This window comes from Candidatus Cloacimonadota bacterium (assembly GCA_020532355.1).
In the GTDB taxonomy this organism is placed as follows: domain Bacteria; phylum Cloacimonadota; class Cloacimonadia; order Cloacimonadales; family Cloacimonadaceae; genus UBA5456.
The window spans coordinates 1-20,642 of record JAJBBD010000139.1 but is presented as its reverse complement, the minus strand read 5'-3'; the positions used below and the strand labels follow the sequence as shown (position 1 = coordinate 20,642).

18 protein-coding genes are annotated in these 20,642 nt (G+C 40.7%); 2 read left to right on the top strand and 16 right to left on the bottom strand.

Annotated features, from left to right (window positions below; genetic code table 11):
• Window positions 1-252, top strand: a 252-nt coding sequence (locus tag LHW48_05270; GenBank protein MCB5259873.1) for a 7-carboxy-7-deazaguanine synthase QueE, incomplete at its 5' end; no start/stop codon positions are given.
• Here LHW48_05270 and thiS read toward each other — a convergent pair.
• The 15 genes from thiS to LHW48_05195 all read right to left on the bottom strand — a co-directional run bounded on the left by thiS (window position 239) and on the right by LHW48_05195 (window position 18,246).
• On the bottom strand, window positions 239-445 hold the full coding sequence (gene thiS / locus LHW48_05265; GenBank protein MCB5259872.1) for a sulfur carrier protein ThiS: 207 nt from the start codon (window positions 443-445) through the stop codon (window positions 239-241). The genes LHW48_05270 and thiS overlap by 14 nt on opposite strands.
• Window positions 442-1,062, bottom strand: a complete 621-nt coding sequence (thiF, locus tag LHW48_05260) for a sulfur carrier protein ThiS adenylyltransferase ThiF (protein MCB5259871.1) — start codon at window positions 1,060-1,062, stop codon at window positions 442-444. The genes thiS and thiF overlap by 4 nt, the downstream gene beginning before the upstream one ends.
• A complete protein-coding gene (mobB, locus tag LHW48_05255; GenBank protein ID MCB5259870.1) occupies window positions 1,059-1,808 on the bottom strand; it encodes a molybdopterin-guanine dinucleotide biosynthesis protein B in 750 nt (249 codons plus the stop codon). Before mobB ends, thiF begins: the two co-directional genes overlap by 4 nt.
• A complete protein-coding gene (gene ispF / locus LHW48_05250) occupies window positions 1,805-2,281 on the bottom strand; it encodes a 2-C-methyl-D-erythritol 2,4-cyclodiphosphate synthase (protein ID MCB5259869.1) in 477 nt (158 codons plus the stop codon). Before ispF ends, mobB begins: the two co-directional genes overlap by 4 nt.
• Before the next feature lie 4 nt (window positions 2,282-2,285).
• On the bottom strand, window positions 2,286-5,009 hold the full coding sequence (locus tag LHW48_05245; GenBank protein MCB5259868.1) for an SIS domain-containing protein: 2,724 nt from the start codon (window positions 5,007-5,009) through the stop codon (window positions 2,286-2,288).
• A 10-nt stretch (window positions 5,010-5,019) separates the two neighbouring features.
• Window positions 5,020-5,727, bottom strand: coding sequence for a 2-C-methyl-D-erythritol 4-phosphate cytidylyltransferase (locus tag LHW48_05240; GenBank protein ID MCB5259867.1), 708 nt, complete (start codon window positions 5,725-5,727; stop codon window positions 5,020-5,022).
• On the bottom strand, window positions 5,715-6,662 hold the full coding sequence (locus LHW48_05235) for a radical SAM protein (GenBank protein MCB5259866.1): 948 nt from the start codon (window positions 6,660-6,662) through the stop codon (window positions 5,715-5,717). The genes LHW48_05240 and LHW48_05235 overlap by 13 nt, the downstream gene beginning before the upstream one ends.
• Window position 6,663: 1 nt before the next feature.
• Window positions 6,664-8,916, bottom strand: coding sequence for an outer membrane protein assembly factor BamA (gene bamA / locus LHW48_05230; protein ID MCB5259865.1), 2,253 nt, complete (start codon window positions 8,914-8,916; stop codon window positions 6,664-6,666).
• A gap of 172 nt (window positions 8,917-9,088) precedes the next feature.
• The gene (locus LHW48_05225; GenBank protein MCB5259864.1) at window positions 9,089-10,501 is read right to left on the bottom strand and encodes a SurA N-terminal domain-containing protein; all 1,413 of its coding nucleotides are present in this window, start codon (window positions 10,499-10,501) and stop codon (window positions 9,089-9,091) included.
• A gap of 119 nt (window positions 10,502-10,620) precedes the next feature.
• The gene (locus LHW48_05220) at window positions 10,621-11,277 is read right to left on the bottom strand and encodes a peroxiredoxin (GenBank protein MCB5259863.1); all 657 of its coding nucleotides are present in this window, start codon (window positions 11,275-11,277) and stop codon (window positions 10,621-10,623) included.
• A 132-nt stretch (window positions 11,278-11,409) separates the two neighbouring features.
• Window positions 11,410-14,274, bottom strand: a complete 2,865-nt coding sequence (locus LHW48_05215) for an insulinase family protein (protein MCB5259862.1) — start codon at window positions 14,272-14,274, stop codon at window positions 11,410-11,412.
• Window positions 14,275-14,283: 9 nt separating this feature from the next.
• Window positions 14,284-14,928 (bottom strand): hypothetical protein, encoded by a 645-nt coding sequence (locus LHW48_05210; protein MCB5259861.1) that lies wholly within the window; start codon window positions 14,926-14,928, stop codon window positions 14,284-14,286.
• A gap of 421 nt (window positions 14,929-15,349) precedes the next feature.
• Complete coding sequence (locus LHW48_05205) at window positions 15,350-15,643, bottom strand: ferrous iron transport protein A (protein MCB5259860.1); 294 nt, start codon at window positions 15,641-15,643, stop codon at window positions 15,350-15,352.
• A complete protein-coding gene (gene feoB, locus LHW48_05200) occupies window positions 15,627-17,819 on the bottom strand; it encodes a ferrous iron transport protein B (GenBank protein ID MCB5259859.1) in 2,193 nt (730 codons plus the stop codon). The genes LHW48_05205 and feoB overlap by 17 nt, the downstream gene beginning before the upstream one ends.
• The gene (locus LHW48_05195) at window positions 17,806-18,246 is read right to left on the bottom strand and encodes a transcriptional repressor (protein ID MCB5259858.1); all 441 of its coding nucleotides are present in this window, start codon (window positions 18,244-18,246) and stop codon (window positions 17,806-17,808) included. The genes feoB and LHW48_05195 overlap by 14 nt, the downstream gene beginning before the upstream one ends.
• Before the next feature lie 241 nt (window positions 18,247-18,487).
• Between LHW48_05195 and alr the strand changes: the two genes are divergently transcribed.
• Window positions 18,488-19,648, top strand: coding sequence for an alanine racemase (gene alr / locus LHW48_05190; protein ID MCB5259857.1), 1,161 nt, complete (start codon window positions 18,488-18,490; stop codon window positions 19,646-19,648).
• Window positions 19,649-19,657: 9 nt separating this feature from the next.
• Here the strand turns inward: alr and LHW48_05185 are convergent, their stop codons facing one another.
• A complete protein-coding gene (locus LHW48_05185) occupies window positions 19,658-20,413 on the bottom strand; it encodes a GNAT family N-acetyltransferase (GenBank protein MCB5259856.1) in 756 nt (251 codons plus the stop codon).
• Between the last annotated feature and the right edge of the window lie 229 nt (window positions 20,414-20,642).

Genomic DNA, 20,642 nt, shown 5'->3' with positions numbered 1-20,642 from the left:
GAGAACAGCTTTTTGCTTGCTAACTTGAAATTAATGACTTCAAAGGATGAACTGAAGTTTGTGCTAACGAGTGATCAGGATTATTGTTATGCGCGAGAATTCATCCATAAACACAGCTTGCAGAATAAGATATTACACTTTTCTCCAGTTATCGATCTCCTGCCAGCAGAGCTTCTAGCAAAATGGATATTGGAAGATGGGCTACAGGTTAAGCTAAGCTTGCAATTGCACAAGATTCTCAACCTCCGCTAATGAGGTGAATCACCATCAAATCTGCTCCAGGTGGTATCTTGGTAAAGTCGTATTCTTGCTTGGGAATAAGAGAACCGTTTAGTTTTATCACCAACATTGGGAAAGTGTAGTTCATTTCTCTGAGGGCATCTCTTACCGTCATACCTTCTTGCCATTTAACAGTATTTCCATTTATCGTTATAGTATTTTTCATAAGAGCGTCTTTTTAGGTGGGGCTAGCAGTTCCAAACATAGATTAGCCATCATGGCAGCAACAAGCATTACTCGGGGCGCAATTGGCGAAATGTTATCTTTTAGTTCGGAGCAATGATCTCCTACAACATAGAGAGCATCCTGCTTTATTATGCTAATAGCCTCGCTATTTCCATAGCCAGCTAAACCGGAAGCGCAGATCAAGGGAGTTTGGGGGAAATTATGGAGACATGTTTCGATTAGCATCAGTTTTTCGCCTGCTGCATCCAGAGCTTCAATAATGATATCGCATGAATTATGGATTAGGGGGATGTTTTGGGGAGTAAGCCGGCAGAAGTGGGTCTCTAATTCTATATATGGGTTTATATCGCCAATATTGGCTTGCAGAGCGTCCACTTTGTTTTTGCCTACTTGGTTAAGTGTAAATGCTTGCCGATTGAGATTTGAGATGGATACTTGATCAAAATCGGAAATGATCAATTTACCAATTCCAACCCGGCTAAGCAAGATGGCAATATTGGAGCCTAAGCCTCCTGCTCCCGCTATGCCAACACAGGATTTTTGCCATAATGGGAAAGCGTGGGGATCTCGATTGCAAAAGTACTCACTGCGGTTCATGGTTTTATGGTTATTTCAATCTTCAGATTGGAATTAACATCGCGAAGATTGTTGATGATCGCCATAATGCTGTCTTTTAGGATATCCTGCACAAAAGGAACGATGGTTATTTCTTTATTGCCAACCTTGAGGCTAATGCCTGGTTTTCCATCCAGCACACAATCTTCTCGAGTGCGTTTACCTTGCAAAATGTCGGCAGCCATTTGGTAGCAAGAGCTTCCGCAACGGTTACAACAATCAGGATCAGCGGCAGGAAGCATAGTAAAGCATTTTGCCATAATAAGATCACAAAGCTCAGAACTTCTGGAAGAACCATCAATTACAGGCAAAAAAGGATGCTTATATTTGGTGCCTGCTACAATTCCACTGATGGCAATTGCAGTATCGTCTGCCAGTTCCTCAATCTGGATATTGTCTTGAGCGCAAACGATCTTTGGAACTGGGGCATCTTTCATGCCTTCTATCACCAAATAATCTGCCTGCAAATGAGGTGTTATCTCCCATAATTGTAAGGTTCGAGGAAAGATCAGTGCCGTATCGTAAAGACCTCGTGCAACTGTTAGATTGCTACCTGCTTTAATATGCAGAGCACTGTTTTTTCCTGGTTTATCAGCATGATATTGCTCACTATGGATATCTTTAATAGTAGCTACGGTAAAACCGCGAGATACAAGCTCTTTAACCACATTTACTACAGTTGTGGTTTTACCGGTATGATGGTAGCCGATTATTGCAAAAGCTTTCATTTTATTGGCATGATCAGGATTACGGCAGTAGCACTCATTCCTTCTCCGCAACCAGAGATGCCGAGCCCTTCTTCGGTTGTGGCTTTTATGGATACTTGGTCAGGATCACAATCCAGAACCTTGGCAATGTTTTCTTGCATTTGGGCTGTGTATGGACTTAGTTTAGGGGCAGCAGCACAAATTGTGCAATCCAAATTGGCGATCTGATAATTCTTTGCCAGAACCATATCATAGCATTTTTTTAGTAGAATTCTGGAATCTATATCCTTAAATGTGGGGTCGCTATCGGCAAAATGCTGACCGATATCGCCCATGGCTAATGCCCCTAAGAGTCCATCGCAAATGCTGTGAATTAAAACATCTGCATCAGAATGTCCCAGAAGCCCAGTATGATGGGGAATATGCACTCCCCCTAAAATGAGTTTACGCCCTTCAATTAGGCGGTGCACGTCATAACCAAAACCAATGCGCATAAGCTTAATCCACCGTTATAGATTTTGATACATTCTTTGGCACATCAGGATGCACTCCATGATCTCTAACGCCAAGTAGATCCAGTTTCTTCATTTTGCGAATACTCATGTGAAGTGCCAGAAGTTGAAGCACAATTGTGGCCGAGAAACATGTCATCAAACTATCTCCGGTTTTGGGCAGCATGATGTAACTCCATCCGTAATAAGCCCCTTCCTTGGGATTAGATGAAGCGTTTTTAAGCAGATTCTCGTTTTCTTCGGCAATCACATAGGTATTTGCTCCACGAATTTTGTGAGTATTAATTTGCGATATGGTAAGATTCACATCCCTTGTATCTGGTCCAGTTATATAGATGAGGGGATAGTTGCGATAAAGGGGTTCGAAAAAATCTTGGTTTTGTATGGTATCCTTGAATAACTTGGTTCCTTCAAGTGACAGATTAAAAGGCATATTGTGAGTAAACACATAATCTGCAAGAGCTTTTAGAATATCCTTACGTTCGCTGTGCAGTAATTGTTTCGCTTCAGCTTGTTCATCGATGGTATCGATCAGATTGCTAAAAGTGCGAATAAAGCTTCGCACATGCTTTACTCCAAATACGGTATTTTTGCCTAATATGGTATTAGGGCCGTGTTTGAATTCACTAGCTTCTCTGCCTTCGGCGTGATTTAACACGGTCTCGCGGATTTTGAGTGCTCCCTCCATAGCGACACCGCTAATTTTCGTTGCCAAGATATGCAATGAAGGTTCCATATAGATTTTTGCCGCCATATTATCAATCATATCATCGGTTTTTTCTATGGTTTCTTTAAGTAGCATGGGGATGTCTGCCAAAGATTTGAAGCGTTTTTGTAAAATGGCTTTACGTTGAGAGAAATCCTCGGAATTAAGCTCTTTTTTCAGATTGTTGAGTTTAACTTCTGCGGCGCGAATTGCCAAATAGTAAAACAGAGTAATCTGATTCATAAAGCTTTTCGTGGCAGGTACGGCAATTTCCGGTCCGCAGAGAATTGGAATGGCAACATCGCTTTTTTCTTGCCCCAAAGTACTATTCATATTATTAACCAACACTACCTTTCTAACGTTTAGATTCTTAGAGTCGATATCATTAAATATGTCAATTAGATCTTTGGTTTCTCCACTTTGTGATACACCGATAATGAGGTCGTTGTCTTTAATACAGTTTGAATACTCACCCCTAAAATCTCCCGGTAGAATAGGAATAAGTTCAATTTGAGCGATCTCGTTAAAGAAAAGTGCGGCAATTTTGGTGGCATGAAATGATGTTCCACAGGCAATGGAATAGGCATTGCGATTGCAGGTGGTTGTATTTTTTACCAAATCTAAAAAGTTTTGCACACTATGCTCAAACTCAGTAACAGACACCTGTTCAGAAATGCTATCTAAAGCCTTTGCAACAATCAAGCGTTTGCTATCGAACTCAGCACCAAGTAATTCAATAAATATGTTCTTTTCATTAGAAAAGAAGTACTTTTTATCAAAATCCTCTTTTATCGCTACATCAAATATTGCGCTATAGCTTTTTTGGGCCTGCTCGATGAAAGCTTCCACTTCTTTAGAAGCACACAGTTGGTCAAAACGATTTTGTTTATTTTCCATTTGTGATGTGCCCACTATTTCTAGCATAGCAGTACTTAAGAATTCTTTTACTCCAGACCGGTTAATTGTCTCCAACATATACCTACCGCTGTTAGACCCACCTTGGAAGAGCTTTATTAGTTTGCCAGTGGATTCGCTTTGAGCATATATCTCCTGTTCCATAAAGTATTCAAAGTCGGGGAGAAGTTCCACATCTTCAGCACGCAATTTCGAGTATTTGGGTTTTGCCTGTATCTTGTCACCAGTTGCATACAATTCATCGGGCTGCCCAAGTCTTTTAAAGCGAAGGTTTTTCTGAGCATATACTTGGTAATAATTGCTATTGTATTCAACGAATTCTCCTTCACGGAGATTAACTAATAGCTTAGTAAAGCGAAGAACCGCGGTGAGATCCGAAGAAGCCAAAGAAAACTCCATGCCCTCAATTTCTCCCACACCAAAATATAGGCTAGATCCAGCTTTTATTGCCCAAGAAGTTTCTGTTTCTGGATCCACAATGACTGCTGCGTAGGATCCAATAATCTTATCAGAGGTTTGAATTATTGCCTTGCGCATACATTCTTTACGCTTTTCTCTGTCGGTGGGATTATTCGCTTTGTCCATTTCGATATCAAAATAGTGTTCAACACAATGGACCAACATTTCGCCATCATTATCAGAAAGTACAGTATGCCCCTCTTTGGTAAGAAAAACTTTAAGCTCACGTGTGTTTGTAATATTTCCGTTGTGAGCTCCAAAAAGATGGCGTTTACAATTTACTTCATGAGGCTGAGCATTAATTTTATCTACAAATCCGAAAGTAGCCCAGCGCACCTGACCACAGAATATTTTCCCGTCTTGTTTTTCTATACCTAGTGTTTTTACCAGAGTAGAAGGAGCACCGACATCTTTTAAAAGGGCAATCTCTTTATTCTCCTTCAAAAAAGCAGCACCAGTGCTGTCATAACCTCTATATTCTAGGGCTTTTAACAATTGAGCGGCATATTTTCCCATGTTCAATGAAACAGAGGGCAAAGCCATTCCCAAAACCCCGCAACCCACACCAGGGAGTGGTAACCTAAGTTTCAGTTTTAGATTAACAAGTTTTCTCAACATACTGCGTAGCATAGTATTCCCTTTATATAATGATATTTTGTTCAATAATAAGGTGAGCAAGAGTAAGATCCCACTCATCGGTAATCTTTATGTTTAGATCTCCGGTAAGATGATAGCGAACTTTTGCACCAAAGTGTTCGGCAAGAGCGGCATCATCAGTGCTAATATAGCCATCATGATAAGCTTTTGTATAGCAATTTTTTATAAGTTGAAAATCGAACACTTGGGGCGTAAATACTTGTATCAAACGATCTCGTGCCAGAGTGTATTCTATGTAATCTCCCGAAACTTGCTTGATTGTATTTTTTACCCTAGCGGCTGGAACTACTGCTTTTTCTCTTAGGGCAATAATTTGTAATTCTTCAATAAGTTCTAAGCCAATAAAAGGACGAACCGCATCGTGGATAAATACCAGAGAAGTTTCTTCAGGACATTGCTGTATTGCCCCAAACACGCTATCCTGGCGCTCTAAGCCTCCGGAAATAACCAAATATGGCTTATCGGTAGGCTCAAAGTATTGGGCGATAAGAGCAGAGCAATAGCTGAGGTCTTCTTCTGGGGCGGTTACAATGATGTTGGAAATAATTGGTGAACTGAAAAATGGGCCAAGTGTACGAATTAGAATAGGTATTCCGTCTAAAAGACGATACTGTTTCTTAATATCACCACCCATCCTTATGCCGGATCCTGCGCCGGTAATAATTGCAGTACTTGAGATCATGCTATCCATTTGTAAAAAACACCTTGGGGCTTACGTTCTGTTTTCAGTTTACCTTGTTTATTAAGCTCTCGCATTACTCTAGATATCTCATTAATATGAATTCCTAAGCTGGCTGCAAGGTCCTCAACCGTTGATGGTCTGCGGCTGATAGTGCTTTTAATAATATCTACCAGATCAGTATCCAAAACGTCCATCTCGGGTTGATACTCTATTTTAGCGATTATATCAACCGGCATAGATAGACCTTCTTGCATATAAGATCGTATCTGCTTCAGCCGTTGGGGGTCTGCAGCCCTGACCCATTCTTCAGCTCCTGGCCGGTCTAACGAATTCAGTTGAACCAAATCCGGAGAGATTCTTGCTATTGCAGAGCGGAGCCGATCTAATTCCTGAGCCGTATCGGTTACATTGGGGACTATAAAGACCTCCAACCATATCTCGCCGTTGTACAACTTCCTAAGCTCAATTAAACCATCTATAAGATCATCGATGTTAAGGCTGGGGTGAGGGCGATTTACCTTCTGGTATATTTCATTACTGGCCGCGTCTAATGATGGCAAGATAACATCACAGGGAAGAATCTCCATAAGCACATCATCGCGATTTAGCAGAGTGCCATTTGTAAGGAGGGCAAGCTTGTATTGAGGATATGTTTCTTTTATATACATGATAATTTGCTTGATCGAACTGTTGAGTGTAGGTTCTCCAGCCCCAGAAAAAGTAATATAATCCAAATGCGGATTGGAACTAAGGAAACTATCTAGTTCGCCCAAGATTTCACTTGGGGGGAAAAACTCATGTCGCTCAATCTCCAAATGAGTAGTACTCTGAATCTCACAATAGACACAATTTAGTGGACAGTACTTATATGGCACCAAATCTACGCCTAAAGAAACTCCTAGCCTCCTGGAGGCAACCGGACCAAACAAATGCTTGTATTTCATGTTAAAACGTGGTTCCAAACTGCAGATGTGGCTCCCAAGAGCGACTTTCTACGCCATAGGCATAGTCAAAACCTATCAAACCAAAGGGGCTACGAATCCTGATACCTGCTCCCAACCCTTTTTTAAAGTTTAGAAAGTTGAAATCTCGCAGGTGATTGTAACTCTCTCCAGCATCAAAGAATCCAACTGCAATTACTTGGTCTCCAGCTATTGGGTAACCCAATTCAGTAGAGAAGATTATGGCTCTGGTGCCTCCACCGATAGGACCAATTGAGCGATCTGGATAACCACGAATACCATCCACTCCTGTTCCACCCAGATAGAATTTTTCGTCGGGTGGAGCATCCTCTGAATCTCCATAGGGCGTAATGTAAGAAAACCTCCATTTAGTGCGTAGGGTTAGTTTTTTCCATGCTTCAGAATACCAGTTAACTTGTGCTATCTGCTTAAAATAGTCAAAGTCACCTAAAAAAAATCCTCCGGCAAGCTCAGAGTATAATGTCATTTGAGATCCCTTAGTGGGGAAGAATATGTTATCTCGGGTATCGCGACTCAAAGTAAAATTCACTGCCGACGTATATCGCCACCCAAGCCTATCAAGTTCGATCAGGGTATGATTTGCTGTGCTATCTGCATAAATGGCTGAGTCACTGGTGATATTATATTTTTTACTATAAAAAGAGTAACCCAATGATGCTCTGGTTCTATCTACCCAGGGTATGGGTTGACCCAATCTTAAGGCTCCGCCACGGGTGTAGATTTCATAAAAGAAGGAGCTCCAGCTTTTACGAGTGTAATACAAATTTGTGCCCAGAAGAATATCTGTGTCGTAAAGATTGGGATTTGTAAAGCCTAGCTCAAAGTTCTGAGTACTTCCGCCAAAATCCCACGTTATGCTGGCACCCCAATTGTTGCCAAAAAGATTGTTCTGAGAAAGAGATAGCTGCCCCACAAGTTTGTCTAATGAATTATAGCCAATGCCTCCGTTTGCCACTCCACTGGATTTATCAATAACATCTATTTGAAGATCAATATCGCCGTTATTATTGATACGCTCGTAATCCAGCTTGATGTCTGGTTCAAAAAAACCTAGATTGTAGATATTCTGTTGACTGCGAATCAATTGGGTTTGGCGGAAATAATCTCCCGGAGCAATCTCAAGTTGCCGACGCAAAACCTTCTCTTTGGTACGCGTATTGCCGGTAATGTGAATCTGACGTATTTTAGCGCGGGTATTTTCGTTTATACTTAGTTGAACATTCAGGGTGTCTAAATCGCGAACGTAATTATTGCGAATATCAACGTAAATAAATCCTTCATCAAAGTACATAGAGTACAATTGTGCCATCTGCTTGTCAAATTTCTCCTGATCGAACACGTCTCCCTTTCTCATGGTGAAATTATCTAAAATGCTGTCTTCTGTAAAGTTTTCATTGCCAGTTAGATCTATTCCTCCAAAATGAAACTTATTGCCTTCGGAAAGAGTAATAACAAGTTCGTGATGCCGATCTGAAACCTGTTGCAATTCATGAGGTCCTACGGTTACATCAATAAAGCCATTTTTCCGGTAATAATCAGCAAGAGCTTTAAGGTCTCCGGCGAATTTTTCTTGGTCAAAACGTCCGGATCGTAAGAATCCTTGAGGTTTTGTTTTCATGCGGCGAATAAGCTCTTTATCTTCGTAGTGATCATTACCAATGAAGGTGATTTGTTTTAAAATTATTCTGTTACCCTCATCAACCCTAATAGTAAGGGCAAGTTTATGTTCGGGAAGTTCTTGTTCTATAACCTCAATTTTGGCATTTCCAAAACCCTTGCCAGAATACTCCGCTTGTAATTTTTGTAGTAAATCTGCCTTCATACTGCCGCTCCAATAGGAACCAATACGCAGATTTGCTAACTCTTCTACTTTCTCTTTCTTTACAACTTTAAATCCTTGATAGTTTATAGAAGCTACTGCTGGATTCTCTACCACCTGTACTATCAAATTTATCCCGGTACGATAGGGTTCGGAATGAAATTGAATATCCGAAAACACACCCATACGATAAAGATTGCGGATCGAACGAGCAACAGATTCGGAATCAAGAGGATCTCCAACCCGCATACTCATAGCCGAAGTAACTAATTCCGGCGCGATATTCTGAGTTCCTTCCACCCGGATTTCATATATGGTTTCTCCTGCTGCCCAAAGGCTGCCAAAGAGCATAAGTAACACTATTATCAGCAAGTTATGCTTTAAACATTTAAGCATTTTACCTCCACATCTACTATAACTTACTACATCTTTGAAAGCCGCATTTTAGTAAAGACTTTTTTTTGTCTGAATCTTCATTAATATGATATCTTCAACAAGGTCACTGCTTTATTGGTAGACTTAAAAAAAGCTGAATTGATAACACAACTATGGTACTTAAGTGGATATTTTACTGATCCAAATTCTGCAACATGCTTGGATACACTATATCTAACTTCTCTTGGCGATTCGAATACCATTTTGCCAGATAATCATCTTGGGCTTGGTTTAGTGCCGCTGCCAAGATGGTATTCTTTTGCGCATTCCAAGATCTTTTTGTGCGAATAACTCGACGAGTTACCCAGGCTATGTAATACAATCCGTTTTCTTCAACTAAAGGGCTAAAACTCATTTCCTCACTGCTGAGAATTGCCAAATTTAGCTTTTCAATCTTTCCTATACCCTCAATTAAAGAATCTTGTCTGATGTTTTTAGCTTCGATTATTTTAAAACCTTCTCCAACAGCGGCATTCAAATACTCATCTTGCTTGTGTTCGGTAATAAAAGTGCTTACCTTTTCTTTTAAGGCTTCTTTGCGCTTGAGAGCTTTTGCTTTTCCCATCAATATTGATTGTTCAAGCTCAAAGGGAATGTAGAACTCTTGCTTTTCTTCGGCCACCTGGATTATAAAAATATCTCCCACAGGATTGGTATAAATGGGGAGTAGAGTGTTAATGGCGTGGGCAAAAATATTTTTTACCAGTTTTGAATCTTTGCCAATGCCTCTAATGATCTCGTCATCAATGCAAAAAAATGCACTATCCGTTACTTGATATCCCAATTTTTCCGCTGCTTTTTCTAGACCCAGCTTTTGAGCAAACTCGTGCAATTGTTTGCTTTTCTGTTCAAATTCCTGTCGACTCCCAGCCAGCTCACGCGAGCTAAGCCCAGAAAATGCTACATACTTGATTTTTCTACCGTTTGTCCTTAAATAGTCTTGCTTATTCTCCTCATAAAGCTTGAGCGCTTCTTCAATTTCGACCTCGATATCAACCAATCCGCTGTAATCAAACTTTATTATTTTTGCATCGGCAGTGCTGCCGGCCTCTAACCATCGTTTTTCTACTGCATTTGTGTCGATAACAGCTTTATTACGTATGCTTTGCAAGAGCTTATGATAGGCAAAAGCTTCACGGCTGTATCCCATTACACTATGTTTGAATTCCAAATTATCATCTAAGGCTTGGTGATATTTGTTGAAGTCAAATTTTCCCTCACTCTTAAATTCTTCCATCTGATATATCCCTTCGGGAGGATTTTCTCGAATCTCCTTTTCCAGCTCCGCCTCATCAACCTGGATGGCACTGTCGACAATTGCCATATTATATATATACATGCCAATTAGTTGCTTAAAGTATTGGGAAAATAGCGCTAATGAATCCTGATGGCTGATATTGCCAATATTCAAATAGCTTAGATATGCTTCAAAACCCTGATTTAACTCATCCTCAGTGTAGCTACGCTTTCCAATTCGCGCTGCCTCTTGACTACTTAGGCTTATTATTGTTACAAGCAATAGAACGAGGAAAAAATATCTATGCATTCATTAAACTCCATATTTTTAGATTATACTCTTCACTCCTAAGTTTCCCGCAATGATTGTCAAGCAAAAAGCGCTCACCCTTGAGGGTGAGCGCTAAGGATTTTGGTATTCTAAAGCTATTATCCCTTACGATGGCAGAACCACCAGTCGTAACATTCCATTTCTCCGGATTTAGCTTTTGCTTTTCGTTCATTTGCGCCTTGAATGTCTTTAGGTGGCGGAACGATTACATGGTCGCCGATTATGCCGTTATTTGGCCAATCTGCGGGCATGGCGCATTTGTTGCTGTCGCTATATTGCATTCCTTTTACAGCTCGTAAAATTTCTTGCATATTGCGGCCTAGTTCCTGCGGATAATAAAGAATTATGCGGATATTGCCTTTATCGTCTACTATAAATACCGCTCTTACAGTATTAGAGTCTTTTCCGGGATGGATAAGACCCAAACGGTTGGCAACGGCGCCTGTATCGGCTATGATAGGAAACTCAATTTCTACTCCGATGTTTTCTTTAATCCATTCTTCCCATTTGATATGAGAGAATACCTGATCTATGCTCATGCCAATTAATTCGCAATTAATTGCACGAAATTCCTTATAAAGGTTTTGAAAAGCGACGAATTCTGTAGTACAAACCGGTGTGAAATCGGCGGGATGGCTAAAAAGTACAAACCATTTTCCTGCCAAATCGTTTGGCAAAGTCATTTTTCCGCGGGTAGTAAGAACCTTTAATTCCGGGAACTTATCTCCCAATAAGGGCATTCCTTGAGTATCCATATATTTTCTCCTTTTATGCTTTCTCTGTCAGATAGTATAAGCAGAAACTATTTATTGTCAAATACAAAGTGTTCCGCTTTTCATTTAAGTCATTAAGGCCTAATCTTATTTAATCGGAAGCACTTGAACCGCTTAATTAGTATCTGCTTGTTTCCCGAGATCTTCTTTGGAGCTAGAGCTACTTTCCTGAAGTAAGGGTGTTTCTGGGGTCATAATTATGCTCAGCTTGCTTCTATCGAAATCTAGGTATTTCTTTGCTGTCTTGGCAATTAGGTTTTTGTCGATTTTATTGTATAAAGCAGGATAGTTCAAAAACGAATCTATTTTTTCTTTACCAAAAGCATTTTCAGTCATGCGATTCATCCAATAACTATTGCTGGAGATGTTTTCTTCAAAGCGTTTTTGTATTACGGCTTTAGATGAGGCCACGTAGCGATCTTCAAAATATCCCAGTCTTAAACTATCCACTGTAGCAAATATGGCTTCGTTGAGTTCATCAATGCGATCTGGAGAGCAAGCCATATAAATGGTGATGGTATAATCTTCTTTAGGGAATTCACGATAGTCTTGCCAAGCCTGTATGGCATATACTCCGCTCATATGTTCGCGAATATTTTCGCGGAGTTTTTCGTTTAGTACCATTATTGTTGCAGAAATTGCTATCCTGTTTGAATCATTAAGTTTTATATAGCCGCTTGTATTATGTGCCACATGGGCACTTTCGCTGCTGCCTTGTTGGAAACGAACTTCTTTAATATCCTTAAAAAAGCGTAAGCCTGCGTCCACTTTTTTATCTTTTCGCCTCGCTTTGGGCAGTGATGCCAAATATGTGCTCACATAGTTTTCCAATTCGTTCTTATCGAAGTTTCCCACAATAAAGAATACAAAATCCGAGAAATCGGCAAAGCGATCCCGATGGATATCTTCTAATTGTTCTAAGGTGACATCGTCCATATATTCAGGTTTCATCATGTCTGCCATGGGATGTTGATTTGTGTTGTGAGAATTCCAAATATCCCAAAACGAGTATTCTGGATTATTGGCTTGATTTTCAAGCATCGGTTTATTCCGGTTTATGTACGAGTTTAAGCTTTTACTATCAAAACGGGGGTTGGTACCTAATTGATGAACAAGCTGGAATAGAACTTCCAAATCTTTGGGTGAAGCATAACCATCAAATCCTTCATGGTAAAAGTTTAGACCTATATTTGCCCGAGCTACTTTACCCGCCATGATTCTGGAAAGATCAGTTGCATCAAAGTTTCCCAAACCACTTTCTTCAATATAAGAACTCAGAATCTGGGCAGCTCTGGCTTCTGAAACGTTGTAGCGAGAGAATCCCCCTATGCTCTTGGCCTTTAGCAAAATTTCGTCCTTCTTAAAATCAGTTTGCTTGGTATATACTTTTATGCCATTGGAGAGTGTCCATTCCTCAATGCCGCTTTTTGAGTAGGTCTTGCGTTTTTCTATGCTGCCGGCTTGTGGAATTTCACTCATCAAGGGCTTTGAAACTTCTTTATCTTCATAGGCTTCTATTTCAGATTCCATCACCTCTGCATATACTGCCAAAAGCTCTTCTTCGGTTGGATGTTGCATCTCGGGCAAGTCGATGGAGGTGTAGCTAATAGTGAGGTTTTCTTCGGTAATTAGCTCGTCGATTACTCTATTTACGGCATTCACATCAATCATGGGCAATATCTGCTCTGCCAGTTCCAGACTTTGTTGAGCACTCATATTAACGTGATTATGGATTAATGAGGCAAATAATGTCCATACTATGGATCCAGAATCTCGAGTACTGCTCTGTTCCACACTGCGCTCCAGGCTGCGCACCAAGTTTACCTTAGCCCTATCCAATTCAGATTGTTGGAAGCCATGACGTCGTATTCTTTCAGCTTCGGTCATTAGAATGTGTAATGCTTCCCGGTTCTTGCCAGCTGCGGTAACGGCGGTTAGTTCGGTACTGGAAAGCCCTTTCAGCATAGACCCGCTGTATCCGTAGGCTTGACTGAAGGGCGGCTCTTCTGTTTGGGTAAGCTCTTCAAAGCGACTGTTTAGCATATTGAAGAATAGGCTTTCCAAAATATCTTGGTAAAAATCTCCTATAGTACTAAATTCCGTATGCTCTCGCGCCCAAGAAGCCGTTATTATTGAATAGGGAAATTCTGGATCTGTAGCAACAACCGCTCTGGCTTCGGGATAACTGGGGACGGTGAATATCTCGCGTGGTCTGGCGTTTTCTTTGGGAGGAATAGAGGCAAAGTATTTTTCTACTAAACTAAGAGATTCTTCTTTGGGCAAATCTCCAATCACAATAACACTTTGCAGATCTGGGCGATACCAATCTTGATAGAATCTTACAATTTCATCCCTGCCAAAACTGGTAAGAGTATCATAGGTGCCTATGGGTGTTCGCTCGGCATATCGGCTTCCGGCAAAACGCACTTTAGAGACGGCGTCACTTACCCTGCTTTGGGCATTTTGCCCCATGCGCCATTCTTCTATAATAACTCCACGCTCTCGCTCTAATTCTTCGGGACTAAAACTCACCTGGTGTGCCATATCTGAAAGGATCAGAAAACCTTTTTCCAGTTGTTCTTGATTATCTGTAGGAATTTTGAGCTGATACATGGTAAAATCGTAGCTGGTCATGGCATTCAAGCCATTGGCAAAACCCATTCCTATTGATGCCAAATAGTCCACAACTTCAGATTTTTCGAAGTTTTGAGATCCATTGAAAGCCATGTGCTCAGTAAAATGCGCCAAGCCTTTTTGATCTTCATCTTCCAAAATGCTACCGGCATCTATAAATAACCTAAGTTCTGCTCGATTTGCTGGCTTAGGATTTTGCATTATATAATAAGTTATCCCATTTTCCAGCGTCCCCACTAGAATATCAGGATCATTAGGTAATGGTAATTCTGCTATTTGAGGTGGTAATTGGGCAAACGCTATGCCTACAACCATACTTAGCAAAGAAAGCCAAATTTTTCTCATCTTTACTCCTTAATCCCCAGAAGGGCTTATTGTTACTACAAATTGTGTATCTACTTCCAAGATGTTCTCTTCATCACCAAACACAATCGGATTCTCCGCATCATCTTCCAAATATACTGCTACAGTATAATAAAAAGCATCTATATAAGGTTCACTTAATGTAGCAGGTTTAACTCTTAACCAAGCATCGGAGCCAGGAGCTATATCAAATAGTATTGCCGTACGGCTTTCCGAAAAAGGATTAATTTTATGACGCCAAATCTCTGCTTTTTGGATGTGGGCATCAGATTCGTTTATTATCTTTATGTTCGCTCTGTTTGGATTCAAAAATGCATTCAATGTTTTACCAGCTTGCAACTCTACTTCAGTAGAATCTTGCTGGGGAATGTCAATATTATCGATTAAGCTATATGTTTCTCCAAATACTCTTACCTTTACACTACGCTTAACCGCTCCGGTAAGAAAACTTTGAGTATCTGTATCCACCTCAAATACCTGTTCTTCACCACCAGGGATGATTACTTGCGCAGAATTATCTACCGAAGCATAGACAGCATAACTGGTTTGATTAATCATCCTAAATTTTGCTCCAGATTCACAGGCGGAAACCAGTAACAAAACCATAGGCAGTATTAATAATATGCTCGTTCGCATAACTCTCACCCCATAATCGAATTTTTAGTCATAATGAAATATTGCAGCATCTTGTCAAGCGAAAAGCCCCAAATTTGATATTGGCGGTCTTTGCACTCTTGGCTGATCCATAAACCAATTGATTGCAGGGGCAAATGGGGTGACAATATCTTCTTGTTACAAAAGTCGCAGGTTTCTTCTTAAAAGCAACTCTGCACTTATACTAAGCTGGAGATTGGCAGACCATACCTTTGTTTTGCTTGGCCTTACCGACACCGAAGAATTGTCGCAAACCGGAAAAACGTTGCCTCACAACCTTATTCTTTAACAAAGGATTAGCGTTATTTTAGGCCATTATTATCCCGTACACACAGGAGGATCCCAGCTTGAACCATGCCTAAGCAAAGCTTAAGGGCTTAACAAAGAATACTGGAAAAGCAATTCAATCTACTCTTACGCGGATCTTATGCGCTATGCGCCTATCTAACACATAACGGGAATCGCCTACTGAGACAATGATATTAGGTTCGTCCTCTTCATTGCGAAAGATAACGATATTTGCCCCCACATATATTCCGCGCTCAATCGTTCTGATATCATTGTTACAATATACTGTTCCAGATATACCTTCAGTAAGGTCGCTCATGGGTAAGCAATCGCCTCTTTGGCAAGGGCACTGTCGCCTGCTTTGGAAAAAACGGTTACCCCATTGTCTCATTCTACGCCGTGCGTTCATGTCTGTTTCCTATATATCTTAAATTTGTATAGATTAGAGATAATATAACTAATCCCAGAGTTAGCCAATAAAAAGATGCTCCACTAAAAGCCATAACTTGATAAAACATCATGGCAATAAGCCAGGCCAAAAGATTTAGATACAAAAAAGTAAAGAAAGTCCATTTGCCTCCATGTTCTTTGAAAAGCATGGTGAGTGCAGCCACACATGGTGAATAGAGCACAACAAACAGTAAGTATGCCAAGGCAGATTTCCAAGAGCCAAATTTGTTTTGTAGATTGCTTGTTAGATTATTTGAAGGCTCGTCTTCATTGAGTTCCATGCTCAAATCTGTACCGCTGTAAAGACTTTGCATGGTTCCCACAATGGCTTCTTTAGCAAAAAGACCGGTAATAATGGCAACAGATGCCGCCCAGTTATTTTGAGTAATGCCCATCGGCTTGAGCACTGGAGTAAGGGCATGTCCGCCAACTTGAAGAATGCTAACTTTCTCGTGGCTTGGACTAAATACATTGGGTACCATTATTACGCTGAGGATATTGATGATGATGATCACAATAAGGATGGTTTTCCCGGCACGAAAGATAAAATCTTTCAAACGAAACCAAGTATGCATCATAATTCCGTTAAAAGTTGGAACATGATATGGAGGCAATTCCATCACGAAATTTCCAGGTTCCGATTTGAACACAGTTTTTTTGAGTAATAGCCCGGTAAGTATCGCCATCACAATGCCAAAGAAATACAATCCAAAAATGACAATATCGGCTCTTTGAGGGAAAAAGATCATGGCTAAGAAGGTGTAAACAGGAAGCTTGGCACCGCAACTCATGAACGGAGTAAGCAAGGAGGCAAAAAGCCGATCTCGCGGGTTTTCTAAGGTGCGAGTTGCCATAATTGCCGGGACGGTACAGCCAAAACCAACTAATAACGGAATGAAGGCTTTCCCCGGCAACCCAATTCGGCGCATAAACTTATCGGCAATAAATGCTGCTCGTGCCATATATCCACTGTCTTCCAAGATGGAAAGGCTTATATAGATAAAAAATATGGGTGGTACGAAGGTGCCAATCGTAACTATTCCTCCGCCCAGAGCATCGCTAAGTAAATACTTTAACCATAGAGGAGTATTTATCAGAGACAATAACCCACCTAAAGCATCAAGAAAAAGCCAAGAAAGACCGCTCTCTATTACACCGATAACAGGCTCACTGGCTCTTACGGCGATCATAAAGACCAAATACATTACGACAAAGAAAAATGGTAAGCCCATTATTCCCGAGAGCAGAATCCTATCTATGCTATCAGAAAAAGTCCAATTTCCCGGATGCTTACGCTTAACTACGTCTTTTACTAAACCGCGAATGTATCCGTATCGATCATCGGCAATTACATTTGGAGCTTCTTGACCACGATGTTTCTCAATTGCTTTTACTTCTTTTTCAACGGCAAGACGGTCGTCTTCATCGAGCTGAAAGATGTACTCAGGATCACCTTCAATTAGCTTAATGGCTTGCCATCGTGTCTTTTGTACAGCCCAATAAAGATCTTCAGCTAATGGTTTATCTAATAGACTGTCGTTTAGTTTATTATTGCTAAGCGTACTATGCCAGATCTTATCCAGATGTTGCTCGACAATAGGATCGTAAAATATTGAAGCTGGAATAGGGGGATTTTGTAAATTATTCTCAATTGACCGTAGTAAAAGCTTGGGGTCGAAACGTTTGTTCAAAGTTAGGAGCATTACTTCAAAGCCCAGATGATCACTTAGATGTTGCAGTTCAATTTTGAGCCCGTTGCGTTCGGCGATATCTGCCATGGAAAGGCACATCAGTATGGGCGCTCCTAATTCCATTAGTTGGATAGTGAGATATAAATTGCGCTCCAGATTGGATGCGTCAACAATATTAATGATCAAATCCGGCTTTTGATTCAAGATAAAATTGCGAGCTACCAACTCGTCTGGAGTGCCGCCGGAAAGTGAATAGATACCCGGAAGGTCGATTACTTCATATTTTACGCCATTATGAGTATAAGAACCGCTTTTATGTTCCACAGTAACGCCTGGCCAGTTGCCAACAGTCTGACGCGAGCCGGTTAAGACATTAAACAGAGTAGTTTTACCAACGTTAGGGTTTCCGGCAAGAGCGATAACGGGGGTTTTATTGAGAGTCATTTGCATTAACCTGGCATTTCCAGCATAGACCACTAATACTTATGTTTATCTGATCTGTAGTAAACTTAAGTTCATTAGCCCTTTTTTCTATTGTTGGCATTAGTTCGGCAAGATCTGTTTCAATCACATTTTTGCACTTGTCACATACCCAGTGTACATGCTTTGGGTGTCCCAAAATATGTTCGAAATATTCCCGTCCTTCACAGCGTACGGCAGTTTGGATAAGCCCCGCTTCAACCAGCAACGGAAGTGTTCGGTAAACTGTAGCTAAAGATACATTAGTACTGCGGATTACATCGTGTAAAGCTTCAGCGTCAAAATGTTCGTGCAATTGATACACTGCTTCCAAAATCAAGCTTCTGCTTCTGGTGAGCTTAAGCCCGTGGTTTTCGAGGTATCTGCGAAACTGAATCTGATGTTCTTGCATGGCTAATCCTTATTGAGAATCATTTGCAGCAAGATTTGGGGCTATAGGGTTTTTGTCAAGCACAATCTTACACCATTATTTATAAAAGTTGGATAGCCGGAACATAATTATTATGGATTCTATGAAGCAGAAATCAGTTAAAAAACATATTTTACGGCTTTTTTTCTTGACTAACGATTTTAAGGGCTTTACAAGTGTATCATGTTAGTATTCGAAACCATTATTTCAAGGAGTGAGCATTATGTTACAACCTAGTTGGATAGAACTGGATGGTAAGGCGTTAAGACGCAATATCAGATATTTGAAAAAGCGCATAGGGAAAGATTGTGTGTTTGTGTCTGTTATCAAGGGGAACGCTTATGGGCACGGAATAGAACAATTTGTGCCTTTGGCAGAATCTGCCGGAGTGCGCCATTTTGCGGTATATGATTCTTATGAAGCATATCGGGCATTACAGGTTAAAAGAAGAGACAGCCATCTGATTGTATTGGGTATGATCGATGAAGATCAGATGGATTGGGCAATTGACCATGAAATAGCGTTCTATGTTTTTACTATCGAGCGGCTTAAAGAAGCCATATCCTGTGCACGCAAAACCAAGAAAAAGGCGAAGATCCACCTGGAACTGGAAACGGGGATGTATCGTACGGGATTTGATGAATGCGAGCTTCCGGAGGTAATTGCGTTAATAAAAAAGAATAGCAGATTCCTGAATATTGAGGGAATATGTACTCATTTTGCCGGAGCCGAAAGCATTGCTAATTTCTCACGCATCCAAGACCAAAGCTCAAACTTTATTCGATTGCGTAAAAGCTTAAAAAGACAGGGGGTTGTGGCACAATACTACCACAGTGCTTGTTCTGCAGCGGCGTTAATCTACCCACATACTATCATGGATATGGTGCGTTTTGGTATTGCACATTATGGATTTTGGCCATCGATGGAAACAAAGATGAAGAATTTACTTTCTGAAGAAGTTAAATTCACCCGCGATCCCATAAAATCGGTACTTAGTTGGAAAAGCAGAGTGATGAGTATAAAGCATGTTGAACGAGGCAAATTTGTAAATTACGGGAATGCTTTTTTGGCAACTAAAAATATGAGACTTGCAACCATCCCTATAGGCTATTATCATGGCTATAGCAGAAATCTTAGCAACTTTGGGCATGTGTTGATACACGGGAAAAAAGCCGACGTTGTGGGCATGGTGAACATGAATATGTTCATGGTAAATGTCTCGCATCTACCGGCTGTAAAGGCAGGAGATGAGGTGGTGCTCATTGGTAAACAAGGTGATCTGCAAATTAGCGTTGCGTCTTTTTCGGAATTAAGCAATATGGTGAATTACGAACTGCTGGCGCGTTTACCATACCAAATACCGAGAGTTATTGTTGACGAATGATGGAGTAAATCACTCCTTATACGCTACCCAGCTTACAAAATCCTGAGGTAAGCGTGAAAATCCGGTTCTCTCGTAGACTTTTGTGGTGCCGGGATGTTCTGAAAACAGGTAAAGATGGTTTTGGCTGATTCTTTGGTGGTAGATTACCAGATTGTGAATCATAGTTGCGGCAAAGCCTCTGCCTCTGAACTTTTGGCGGGTAAACACATCAGAGATGCGACTGTATCCAGCATGAACGCTTACCGATGCGAGAGCTGCAAGCTCATTGTGAAAATATCCACCCAGAAGATGGTAAGAGGGGTGCAATAAGTGGCGCTCCACCACCCGTATTGTCCAATCACCTCCATATTCCAAGGCAATGGTTTCCATCGTGTCGATATTGAGTTTATGGATGCGTTCGATGTGCAGTTCTTCTACGGGTTTCACATTGCTTTCATGATCGTGCAAAAAGTATTCATGATCTTTGATTTCCAGTTTGAATCCGTGCTGTTCTATGGGATTGGATATTTTGTCCAGTTCATTGTTCTGCAATGAACTGAAGATGCAGGGCAATATTCCTTTGGCCTTGTAGAAGGATTCGATATTGCGCAAGCTACTCTCAACACCGATATAATCTGTAATTACCGCATGATTGCTTTCCCGAGAAGCTTTATTGCCCTCGTTCCAAAAGATCAAAACATAATCCTTTTGGGACATATTGGCAAAACGTTGCGGATAATGCAGTTCGGTTTCTTTCAAGCGATTCATATTGAAGGGTATCGACATAACGCTACACTCCTTTCAGATATGGGCATTTACCTAAATTATATTCAATTAAGGCCAATAGACAAGCTTTTTATCTACTAAGAGACCGTTGCACATCTATATATAGCAGATTTCTATGCACTAAGTATCGGTTTGATAGGCTTATATTGATCGCACCTCTACTCACCCGACACTTTTGTAGTACGGGACTCCATGCCCTGATTATTCAAAGGTCTTACACCTCGTCTTC